The sequence below is a fragment of the Pseudomonas sp. G5(2012) genome (assembly GCF_000408945.1).
Lineage (GTDB): Bacteria > Pseudomonadota > Gammaproteobacteria > Pseudomonadales > Pseudomonadaceae > Aquipseudomonas > Aquipseudomonas umsongensis.
The window spans coordinates 1-10,675 of sequence record NZ_APIO01000178.1; the positions used below are offsets into that span (position 1 = coordinate 1).

Annotated in this window: 9 protein-coding genes; 1 reads left to right on the top strand and 8 read right to left on the bottom strand. The window is 63.4% G+C overall.

From position 1 onward, the window contains the following. Positions 1-214: 214 nt before the first annotated feature. From PG5_RS31825 to PG5_RS31835, 3 genes are read right to left on the bottom strand one after another with little or no spacing between them, the layout of a single operon-like run. Positions 215-850: a nuclear transport factor 2 family protein gene (locus tag PG5_RS31825; RefSeq protein ID WP_020801193.1), complete on the bottom strand. Its 636-nt coding sequence runs from the start codon at positions 848-850 to the stop codon at positions 215-217. After that, on the bottom strand, positions 850-1,623 hold the full coding sequence (locus PG5_RS31830) for an SDR family NAD(P)-dependent oxidoreductase (protein WP_020801194.1): 774 nt from the start codon (positions 1,621-1,623) through the stop codon (positions 850-852). The genes PG5_RS31825 and PG5_RS31830 overlap by 1 nt, the downstream gene beginning before the upstream one ends. A gap of 14 nt (positions 1,624-1,637) precedes the next feature. Then, entirely contained in the window at positions 1,638-2,372 is a 735-nt protein-coding gene (locus tag PG5_RS31835) for an SDR family NAD(P)-dependent oxidoreductase (protein WP_020801195.1), read from the bottom strand. Positions 2,373-2,625: 253 nt separating this feature from the next. Here PG5_RS31835 and PG5_RS31840 point away from each other — a divergent pair, with 253 nt between their 5' ends. Beyond that, positions 2,626-3,459, top strand: coding sequence for an alpha/beta fold hydrolase (locus tag PG5_RS31840; protein WP_042955949.1), 834 nt, complete (start codon positions 2,626-2,628; stop codon positions 3,457-3,459). A gap of 79 nt (positions 3,460-3,538) precedes the next feature. Here PG5_RS31840 and PG5_RS31845 read toward each other — a convergent pair whose 3' ends face one another. The 5 genes from PG5_RS31845 to PG5_RS31865 form a co-directional block, all read right to left on the bottom strand. Next, positions 3,539-4,771, bottom strand: coding sequence for an NADH:flavin oxidoreductase (locus PG5_RS31845; protein WP_020801197.1), 1,233 nt, complete (start codon positions 4,769-4,771; stop codon positions 3,539-3,541). Between the two features lie 75 nt (positions 4,772-4,846). Continuing rightward, positions 4,847-6,493: a DUF1302 domain-containing protein gene (locus PG5_RS31850; RefSeq protein ID WP_020801198.1), complete on the bottom strand. Its 1,647-nt coding sequence runs from the start codon at positions 6,491-6,493 to the stop codon at positions 4,847-4,849. A gap of 95 nt (positions 6,494-6,588) precedes the next feature. Continuing rightward, positions 6,589-8,205: a FadD3 family acyl-CoA ligase gene (locus PG5_RS31855; RefSeq protein ID WP_020801199.1), complete on the bottom strand. Its 1,617-nt coding sequence runs from the start codon at positions 8,203-8,205 to the stop codon at positions 6,589-6,591. 31 nt (positions 8,206-8,236) lie between these two features. Then, entirely contained in the window at positions 8,237-9,259 is a 1,023-nt protein-coding gene (locus tag PG5_RS31860; RefSeq protein WP_020801200.1) for a ferredoxin--NADP reductase, read from the bottom strand. Between the two features lie 78 nt (positions 9,260-9,337). Then, a complete protein-coding gene (locus PG5_RS31865) occupies positions 9,338-10,525 on the bottom strand; it encodes an acyl-CoA dehydrogenase family protein (RefSeq protein WP_020801201.1) in 1,188 nt (395 codons plus the stop codon). Between the last annotated feature and the right edge of the window lie 150 nt (positions 10,526-10,675).

Sequence of the window (10,675 nt, forward strand, 5' to 3'; positions counted from 1 at the left end):
GTTTAGCCGCGCTGGGCCATGGATGGCCCAGCGCGGCGACCCATTGTAGGAGCGAGCATGCTCGCGATGGTCGTCAACGATGACGCTGGGCACTTGACACCCCTCGGCGCTCTCAGGTTCATCGCGAGCATGCTCGCTCCTACAGTAAGGGCAGAACCTAGGTGGCCGTTACCGCAGCAACGGATATGCACCCAATCCAGTCCCACCACGGTTTTCAACGCACCCGAATCTTCGGATCACCCGCCCCCCGACGCAGATTGGCGAGGAAACCCTCCAACGGTGCAGGTTCGGCGATCTGCGGCAAGGCATCCTTGTCCGGGCGTTGCGCCCAGAAGGCATCCCAGGACGGAAACAGCTCGTGGAAGGTACCGGCGTAAGGCTCCCGCCCTGGCCAGCGCATTTTCAGGCCGCCGATTGGCGGTTTGTTCAGGTCGCTAGCGTACCAGTAGCACGGCAAGCGGCGACGGAAGCACCAGCGCCCGTCGATCCGCTCGTAGTCGTCCCAGTACAGCATTTGCATGACCACCCACTCGGGACCGGTCTCATGTTCGTTCTTCGAATAGACCACGCCCGTGGCGTGATCGGCATCGCTGAACTCGATGATGTGTTGCCCCAAGTGGTGGGAGGTGCCGTGGAACTGCTTGCGCATGGTTTCGTCCAGCCACGCCTTGAGGTGCGCGCGGCCGCTCTTGTCGCGGCCCACCCGCACGTCCGGGGCGAAGCAGTTGGCCATGGCGTCCATGTCGCGCATGTCCAGGGCCAGGGCGTACTTGCCGGCCAGTTGGCGGATCGCGTCCAGCGACTCCAGGCGGTCGATGCGCTCAAGCAAGCTGTCGTTGTCCTGGTTCATCAGTCGAGCACCGTGTACAGGTCCGAACCGCGTCCGCCGTCCACCGCCAGGCTCGCGCCGGTGACATACGACGCCTCGTCGCTGGCCAGGAACACAATGGCGTTGGCCAACTCCACCGGCAGGCCGACCCGTTTCATCGGGATGACTTTTTCCGTGTTGCTGCGGGTCTTGGCATCGGCCAACATGCCGGCCGTGGCCGGGGTGTCGACCACACCGGGAATGATCACGTTGCAGCGGACGTTGTGCGGTGCACCTTCACTGGCCGCCGCGCGGCTGAAGTTGATCACCGCTGCCTTGGCCGCCGAGTAACCGGCCATCCACGCCGTACCGAACAGGCCGCAGATCGAAGCAATGTTGACGATCGAACCGCCGCCCTGCGCTTTCATCAATTGCATCGCGGTGCGAGTGCCCCAGAAGGTGCCGTCCACGGTGGTGGCGAAATTGGCGTGCCAGTCGGCCGTAGTCATGGTGTCGATGCCGCCCCAGGTGTAGGCCATCGCGTTGTTGACCAGGATGTCCAGGCGCCCGTGACGTTGCGCGGTGGCTTGCAGCGCACCGACGTAGGCCTGTTCATCGCTGACATCGGCGACGGCGATCTCGGCCTGCCCACCCTGGGCATGGATCTTTTCCTGCACGCCCTGCAGGGGCTCGATGCGACGCCCGCACAGCACCACCGTGGCGCCCTCTTCGGCGAACCGCAATGCGGTGGCTTCGCCGATGCCGGAACCGGCACCGGTGACGAAGGCGATTTTTCCTTGTAGACGCTTGCTCATGGGTGACTCCCTGATCAGATAAAGGCCATGCCGCCGTTGACGGCGATGTTCTGCCCGGTCATGAAACTGGCATCTTCGCTGGCCAGGAACACCGCGACCCGGGCAATCTCGTCGGTCTCGCACATACGGCCCAGGGGCACGTTTTTCAGCAGCGCCTGCATGTAGTCGTCAGGGATGCCGGCCATCATCGGTGTGTTGGTCGGCCCAGGCACCAGGGTGTTGACGCGTATGCCACTGGCAGCCAACTCACGGGCGATCGAACGGGTCAGGCCCATCACCCCGGCTTTCGAAGCGCAGTAATGGCTTGGGCCGTCACCGGTCAGTGCGGCGGTGCTGGAGAGGTTGATGATTGCGCCCTTGCGGCCGCCCTTGACCATCAGCTTGGCGCCCTCGCGGCAGCACAGGAAGGTGCCGCCCAGGTTCACGCCGATCACCCGCGCCCAACTTTCGTCCGGCGTTTCGAGGAAGCTGTCCAGCGCGCCCACGCCCGCGTTGTTGATTAGGATGTCGAGGCCGCCGAAGTGCTGCTCGGCCTGGCCCATGGCGTCGGCCACGGAGGCGCCGTCACCGACGTTGCAGGCCAGGGCCAGTACTTTCTCACCCAGGTCGGCCAGGCTCTCGGCCAGGGCTGCCTGGTTCAGGTCGACAGCCACCACCTTGGCGCCTTCGGCGACAAAACCGCGCACGATGGCCTGGCCCATGCCCTGCGCGGCGCCGGTCACGAAGGCGACTTTATTGAGTAACTTCATAGCAATCTCCAAGTCTGCGAATACGCTGCGGCCCGCTGCAATGGAGCCGTCACTTGCATGATTAGCGGCAAGGCCCCGGGCACACATCGTCCGATGGGACTAGCGCCACGTGGTCTGAACGGACGATGTGAACACCCCCGTCTACGCCCAGCATTCGCAAGGCGCGCAACTCGCCAGGCGCTGTTTCCCCTTCGATCCGCTGCAGCGCCTGGCGCGGTTGTGCCTCATGAATCCGCAGACAATGGAGAACCCCATGAACCAACCCGTAGACCTGCCCCTGCCCGTCGGCCATTACGCGACCCTGCCCAACGGCCTGCGCCTGCACTATCTGGATGAGGGCGCAGGCCCCGTGGTGCTGTGGCTGCACGGCAGCGGGCCGGGTGCCAGTGGCTTCAGCAACTTCAAGGGCAACTACCCGCAATTCGTCGCCGCGGGCTATCGCAACCTGGTGCTCGACCTGCCCGGTTTCGGTCGTTCGGACAAACCCGAGGACGTGCAGTACAACCTGGAGTTCTTCGTCGATTGCGTGGCGGCTTTCCTGGAGTCGGTCGGTGTGCGACGTTGCACGCTGCTGGGTAATTCGCTGGGTGGCGCGATCGCCCTGGGTCTGGCCCTGCGCCTGCCGCAACTGGTTCAGAGCCTGATTCTGCTGGCACCCGGTGGTGTCGAAGAGCGGGAAACCTACTTCAAGATGGAAGGTATCGTGCGCATGGTCAGCCTGTTCAGCGCCGGCCCCATCGGCATGGAGGAGATGCGCAGCATGATGCGCCTGCAGCTGTTCGATGACTCGATCCTGCCGGAAAGCCTGCTGCAGGAACGCGTGGCGGTGGCGGTGACCCAGCCGAAGAACCTGTTCAGTACGATGATGGTGCCGAACATGGAAGCGCAGTTGGGTGAAATTCAGTGCCCGATCCTGGGCTTCTGGGGCACCAACGATCATTTCAACCCGGTCAGTGGCGCCCAACGCATCATCGACGGCGCGCCGAACGCCCGCTTCATTGTGCTCAACCGCTGCGGGCATTGGGTCCAGGTGGAACACCGCGAACTGTTCAACCGCAGCTGCATCGACTTCCTGCAGAACGGCTGATCGACAAGCACCACAAAACCTGTGGGAGCGGCGGTGCGGCGATCCCACAGGGTTTGTGGTGTATTGGTTGCCTGGGTTGTTAGCGATCTGCCGCCTTCTGGCTGTTCAATATCGCGTCACCGGGCTGGCCGAGTACGCAAGACGTCCCACCCGGGGTGTACATCATCGCCACGCAGCGGTTGCAGGCGGTGCAGATCGAGTCGCGGCTGGCGCCACTTTCGAGTTTGTTGATGTAGTCATTTTCGGCCAGCAACACCCGGCCCATGGCGACCAGGTCAAAGCCCTCGGCCATGATTTTTTCGATACTCGCCAGGCTCTTGGCACCGCCCAGATAAGCCAACGGCATTTTCACCGCCGCACGCACCTTGCGCGCATGCTCAAGCAAATAGAGCTCACGGAATTCCACCGTCGGCTCCTTGCGCCGCTGGATGGCCATCGCCAGGGCAATGATCTTGTTCTTCTGCTGCACGCGGTTTTCCTTGGGGAACGAGGAGCCGAACATGGTGGTGATCGACTCGGCATTCATACCCGCGCTGAGCACCAGCAAGTGCGCGCCCTCTTCTTCCAGCATGCGGGCAATCTTCGCCCCGTCTTCGGCGCTGTTACCGGCGCGCACGCCTTCAGTGACGCTGTATTTGCAGATCACCGCCATGTCGTGGCCGACCGCATCCAGCACCGCCCGCAGCACCCGGCGCGGAAAGCGCAGGCGGTTTTCCAGGCTGCCGCCGTACTGGTCGCGGCGCTTGTTGTACATCGGCGAAATGAACTGGCTCAGCAGGTAGCCGTGGCCCATGTGGATTTCCACGGCATCGAATCCCGCCTGGCGTGCCAGGCGTGCGCCTTGCGCGAAGTCGCGCACCACTTGCTGCATGTCGGATTCGTTCATCGCCTGCTTGAGGAACATGCCACTCATCAGGCCTATCTTGTTGAAACCGCCGCTGGCCGACAGCGGACGCTTGGTCGAGCGCTCGCGGATAAAGGTAAAGCAACCGCCATGGGTGATCTGCGCGCTGGCCAGGCCACCGGCCTGGTGCACACCCTCGGTCAGGGCCTTGAAGTGCGGCAGGCTGGATTGGGTCAGGGTCAATTGGTTGGGCAAGGTACGACCATCGCTGCTCACCGCGCAGTAGGCCACGGTAGTCAAGGCGATGCCGCCAGCGGCCAGGGCCGAGTGCAGCTTGACCAGTTGCTTGGACGGCACGCTCTGGGCACTCATGCCCTCGTTGGTGGCGGACTTGATAAAGCGGTTCTTCAGGGTCAGTGGGCCAATGGTGATCGGGCTGAACGGTGATGGGGTCGGACGAGGATTCATGACAGGCCTCTCTTTATTTTTATCGGGCTAAAAACGAGGGACTGCGTCGCCAGACGCGCGACGCAGCCATGATCATCAGAAGGTGTACTTGGCGTTGAGCGACAGGTAGTCGCGGTCAGCCAGCAGTCGGCCCTGGGCAACGTCCGGCGAACTCAGGTACGCGACATAGGTCATGCCGATCTGGAAGTTGCCCAGGTACTTGAAGTCGCCACCCACGGTCAGGCGCTTCTCGTCGCGGCCCAGGCCCTGATAGGCGCTGCCGTCGACGTTCTGCGTCCATACCACTTTGGTGCTCAGGTCCAGGCCGGTGGCGATGGACGGGTAATCCATGTAGGCGCCGACGCCGAACAGGGTCGAGCCACGGGTCTGGGTCTTCGATTCGAACTGGTCGAAGGTGCCGTCCACGCCGGCCCCGCCACCGGTGATCGTCAGGCTGTCGACCCCGTCGATGTGTTGATGCACCACCTCACCCATGAAGGTGGTCTGCTGGGCGAGCAGGCTTGGCCCCAGGATGTACATGGCGTTGAGGTTGCCCTGCCAGATCTGCCCGGTGGTCGGCGCGCCGTTGTTGAGGTAGACCGAGGCACCATCGCGGTAGCTCAAGTCACCGGCGTACTGCACCGAATCGCCGACCTTGGAGCTGAAACTGACACCTGTCAGCTTGACGTCTTCGAAGTAGCCCAGGCGATAGGACGGCGCGGTGCCGTCGTGCCCGATGCCCTTGAGCGAAGAGTATTGGGTGGTGCCGGTGAAGTCGAAGAACATCGAGCCGATGCGCTCGTTATAGCGGTAATGGAACAGCCCCACTTCGGTGTTCTCGGTGATCCGGTAGCGCACGCCCAGGCCCCATTGGCCGCTGTCGCTGGCGTCTTTTTCACCGGCATAACCGACCGCCAGGCCGTTGGGCAGGCTGTTGACCACCCCGCTGCCCAGGCGATAGAACTCGGCACCGGGACCGAAGGTGTCGCTGCCGAAGTAGTCGCCCACGGGATTGAGCTGGGTCTTTTCCCACTCGTACTGGTAGTAGCCCACCAGCGCGAGGTCTTCGTTCAGCGACCACGACCCGGACACCTGCCCTACCGGCAAGTACGAGTCCTTGGCCTCGGTACCCGGCACGTTGAACTTGGTCGCATCTACCGGGGCCTGGCCCTGGCTGATGTTGGGCCAGAACAGGCTCTCGCCCCAGGCCACCAGATGCCGCCCGGCCTTGAGCGACAGGTATTGGGTCTCGCCGAGCTCGAAGTTGCCATACACATACGCATCGAGCAGGCGCGCCATGCTGCCACTGAGCCTGCGGGTTTCGTCGCTGAAACCATCGTTGTGCCCGGTCTTGTTCACCGTCTGCGGCGAATCGTTGGCATTTTTCTGGTTATAGACATCGTCATAGAACTGGCTGCCACGCAGCACCGCTCCAAGGTTGTCGTGCTTGAGCTGCAGTTCGCCGAACAGGCTCAGGCGGTTATTGATCAACGAGCCGCGCTTGAAGTTGCGCGTGCCGTCGTCGTTGTTCGGATCGTTGAGGTACTGACTCGCCTGCTTGGCGGTACGCATGGAGGCGGTGTAGTTGACCGTCAGCGACGAATCCAGGGTGGTATTTTCCCCCAGTTCGATGCTCGGTGCGGCGCTGGTCGTGGCACTGGCGATGGTGATGGCCGTTGCCAACAGACAGCGACCAACGCTCAACTCTCCCGAATGGCGCGCGACAGTGTTTCCCGTGAACATGCTCCTCTCCTTTTGTTGTTGTTTTTTCTGGTGTCGCCACAGCATGAAAAAAGCCGATGCCGCGCACATCGTCCGTTTGGTGAGATGAGTGCGCCTCATGCCTGGGCGCTATTGGCCACCAGCGCGCGCAGTTCGTTCTTCGCCACCTTGCTCGACGGGTTCAATGGCAAGGCATTGAGGAAGCGCACCTGGCGCGGCACCTTGTAATTGGCCATCTGCTCCCGGCTCCAGGCGATCAATTGCGCCTCGTCGAGCTCTCGTCCTTCACGCAGCACTACACAGGCACACCCGACTTCGCCCATGCGTTCATCGGCGACACCGATCACCGCCACCTGGGCAATGGCCGGGTGCCTGATCAGCGCTGCCTCGATTTCCGCCGGGTAGCAGTTGAAACCGCCGACGATGAACATGTCCTTCAAGCGATCGGTGATGATCAGGTTGCCCGCCCCGTCCAGGCGCCCGACATCGCCGGTGTGCAGCCAACCTTCGGCGTCGATGGCTTCGCGGGTCGCTTCAGGGTTCTGGAAATAGCCCTGCATGATGTGAAAACCACGCAGGCAGATCTCACCGGTCTGCCCCGCGTCCAGCGCCTGGTTGTGCGGGTCGCGGATGCTCACTTCGGTGCCGGCGATCGGCCGGCCGCTGGTGCCGGCAATCACCTGCGCTGAATCTTGTGGATCGCAGATGGTCGCCAGTCCGCCACACTCGGTCAGGCCGTAGGCGGTGGTCACCACGGCGAATCCCAGCTCATTGCGCATGCGCTCGATCAGGCTCGGCGGGATGCTCGCCGAGCCGGTCACCGCGATTCGCAGGCTCGACAGGTCGGTCTGCTTGAGCTGCGGATGGGCCAGCAGCGAGAGATACAGGGTCGGCGCACCGGGCAGGACGCTGATGCGCTCACGGGCGATGCGCTGGAACACTTGTTCGGCATCGAACACCGCATGGGGCAGGATGGTCGCCCCGCCGATCAGGCAGGTTAGCCAACCGGCCTTGTAGCCAAAGGCATGAAAGAACGGATTGACGATCAGGTAGCGGTCCTCTGGTACCAGGCCGAGGACCCTGACGTATTCGGTGAAGGCCCGCAGGTTCTGGCCATGGCCACTCATGACGCCCTTGGGTTTGCCGGTGGTGCCGGAGGTGAACAACAGGTCGCACATGGCCTCGGGGCCGACCGCCATTGCACGGCGCTTGGCGCTGCCGGCATCGATAGTCGCGGCACCCTGCAGGAACTGTGCAAGCGTCAGGTCCGAAGGCTGCTCCGGCGTGTCGCCATCGATGATCACCAGATGTTCGAGGCTGGCCGGCCGATGAGGTGCGAGCAGCGCCGGGTAGTCGACGTCGAGAAAACGCTGCTGGACAAACAACACCCGGCAACCGCTGCGCTCCAGCACATCCGCGGCCTCAAGGCCCTTCATGCGCGTGTTGATCGGCACCAGCACCGCACCGGCGCACTGAGTGCCCAGCGCCGCGAGGATCCAGTCGCCACTGTTTGGCGCCCAGACGCCAACCCGGTCACCGGCCTGGATACCCAGGGCCATCAAGCCCCGGGCGAAGCCCATGACGCGATCGGGCAGATCGGCGTAGTCGATGCATTGGCCGTGTTCTTCAATGGCCGTGCGCCCGGCAAAACGTTCGGCACTGCTGAAGACCAACTGGGCAAGGGTGGCAGGGGCAGCGCTCAGGGGCGCGGCAAGGTTCAGGCTCTGATTCATCGTGGGCTCGTGCTTGGCAACATGGAGGGCATCAATCGGGAAAGCGGATACGCAGTTGTGCGCTGGTGGGCACCGCCTGGCAGGCAAGGATCCAGCCTTCGGCCAGATCGCCCGCGTCCAGTGCATCGTTGTGCAGCAGTTCGACCTCGCCGCTTTCCAGGGTGCACATGCACGAGGCGCAGCCACCGACACGACAGGCGCTGGGTGGGTTCAGGCCGGCGCGCTCCATGGCAGCCAACACGGTTTCGCCGCTGTCACAGGCCAGTTGGTGATCCTCGCCATCCAGGCGCACCGCCAACTGCGCGGCCACGGCCGCCTCGCTGCTGGTCACCTGCGGCAATTCACCTTCGCCGGGCAGCGAGACGAAGCGTTCGACGTGCACCCGGCGATCCGGCATGCCGAGGGTTTTTAGCGCACTGACAGCCGCGTCCATGAACGGGCCCGGACCACAAATGAACGCCTGGGCGTCGATAAACGACCGCGCCAGCTCGGCCAGTTGCCCGACGCTCGGGATGCCCTGCACCGAATCGAGCCAATGGACGATTTGCAGGCGCTGCGGATGAGCGCTGGCCAGGCTTCTGAGTTCGTCCTTGAAAATCACCGAGGACTCATCGCGGTTGGCATAGATCAGCAGGACCCGGCCGGTTCCGGCGAGCAACGCCGAACGCAGGATCGACAGCACCGGGGTCACGCCGCTGCCGCCACCGAACAGCAGCAAGTCACCGTCAAGGCTGCGTGGCACGAACACCCCGGCCGGTGGCAGCACCTCAAGGTTCTGCCCGGCCTGCAACTCGCCGCACAACCAGTTCGACGCGCGTCCCTCGTGCACGCGCTTGACCGTTACTCGCAATGGCTCATCCAGCAACGGCGTGCTGGACAATGAGTAACATCGGGGCAGCCAACCGTCCTCGAAAGGGACGCGCAAGGTCAGGAATTGGCCGGGTTGATAGCGAAAACGTTCGCTTAGATGCTCGGGCACGTCGAACACCAGGGATCGCGCATCGGCGGTTTCCTCGATCACGCGCGCCACGCGCAGGGCAAGATAATTGTTCATAGGTCAGGTACTCATGACCACCTGGCCGTGGATCACGGACAGGTGGAAACCCAAGGGGGCGAAACAGGCTCCGTCGCCTCAGACGTAAGGGTCCGGGTTGGGCAGGCCGAGCATCACCGCGCCGTAGCTGCGCCCGTAGGCCATGTAGTTGTTGGCGATGTGTCCGCGCGCCTGGTGCAGGTCGCGGAACAGTCGTGCCACCGGGTTGGTGTTGTACAGACCCGAAGCGGCCATGCTGCGCAGCAGATCGTTGGCGCGTTCGGCGCAGATGTTGGTCACATAGGCCGACTGGTAGCGATACAACAGACGGGTCTCGGTGTCCGGGTATTCGCCGGCACGGGCCAGGGTCATCAGGTGCTCGTAGTTGCGCTCCAGCACCAGGCGCAGGCTATCGACGGTGACCATCGCTTCGGCCACGGCGGTCTGTGCCACCGGGTCCTCAGCGGTACGGGCGCCGTGCTTGCCGATGTGCTTGGCGGCATTGTCGCGGAACTCGTTGATCGCGCCCTGCAGGGCGCCGATGGCCGAGGTCGAGACGGCGCGGGAGAACACCTGGGCGAACGGGATCGCGTAGATCGGGTTGGTGTTGACCAGGCGCCCGGGTGTCGCTTCGAGGGTCCAATTGTTGGTGCGTTGCACACGATGGGCCGGGACGAATACATCTTCGACCACGATGTCATGGCTGCCGGTGCCGCGCAGGCCCATCACGTCCCAGTTGTGTTCGATCTGATAGTCGTGACGCGGCAGCAGGAAGGTACCGTGCTCGGCGGCCATCTCGCCATCGGGTGGCAGGATGCCGCCCAGGAACACCCACTGGCAGTGTTCGCTGCCGCTGGAGAAACCCCAGCGCCCGCTGATGCGGTAACCGCCCTCGACCACCGTGACCTTGGCCGCCGGCATATAGGTCGAGCAAATCAGCGCGCTGTGGTCATCGGCCCAGACTTCGCGCTGCGCCTCGATCGGGTAACGCGCCAGCTGCCAGGGGTGAACGCCCATCACACCGTAGATCCAGGCTGTGGACATGCACCCTTCGGCGAGGATGGTCTGGATTTCGAAGAAGGTGCGCGGGTCCACTTCATAACCGCCGAACGCCTTTGGCTGCAAGGCCCGCAGCAGGCCGGCGGACTGCAACTCGACGACGCTCTCCACCGGCACCTTCAAGTCCTTGTCGGCCTGCGCCGTGCGTGCCTTGAGTGCCGGCACCAGGCTGCGTGCCCGTTCAAGCAGATCACGTTCGTCCTGGGTCTTTTCTCGCATGCTGTGCATCACTCAATTCTCCCGATCTCACTGCGCCACTGCGCCAGTTGTGATGGATCATCGGATTGAGCGGGGAATCATTCATCGTCAAAGCGGACTAGGGGTGCTTTGGTGGACAGCCTACCGGGGTATTTACGGGGTACATATCCGTTGCTGCGG

What these genes read in the sequence shown, in the direction of transcription:
- PG5_RS31825 (WP_020801193.1), bottom strand. Translation starts at nt 850, where the DNA reads ATGAACCAGGACAACGACAGCTTGCTTGAGCGCATCGACCGCCTGGAG.
- PG5_RS31830 (WP_020801194.1), bottom strand. Translation starts at nt 1,623, where the DNA reads ATGAGCAAGCGTCTACAAGGAAAAATCGCCTTCGTCACCGGTGCCGGT.
- PG5_RS31835 (WP_020801195.1), bottom strand. Translation starts at nt 2,372, where the DNA reads ATGAAGTTACTCAATAAAGTCGCCTTCGTGACCGGCGCCGCGCAGGGC.
- PG5_RS31840 (WP_042955949.1), top strand. Translation starts at nt 2,626, where the DNA reads ATGAACCAACCCGTAGACCTGCCCCTGCCCGTCGGCCATTACGCGACC.
- PG5_RS31845 (WP_020801197.1), bottom strand. Translation starts at nt 4,771, where the DNA reads ATGAATCCTCGTCCGACCCCATCACCGTTCAGCCCGATCACCATTGGC.
- PG5_RS31850 (WP_020801198.1), bottom strand. Translation starts at nt 6,493, where the DNA reads ATGTTCACGGGAAACACTGTCGCGCGCCATTCGGGAGAGTTGAGCGTT.
- PG5_RS31855 (WP_020801199.1), bottom strand. Translation starts at nt 8,205, where the DNA reads ATGAATCAGAGCCTGAACCTTGCCGCGCCCCTGAGCGCTGCCCCTGCC.
- PG5_RS31860 (WP_020801200.1), bottom strand. Translation starts at nt 9,259, where the DNA reads ATGAACAATTATCTTGCCCTGCGCGTGGCGCGCGTGATCGAGGAAACC.
- PG5_RS31865 (WP_020801201.1), bottom strand. Translation starts at nt 10,525, where the DNA reads ATGCACAGCATGCGAGAAAAGACCCAGGACGAACGTGATCTGCTTGAA.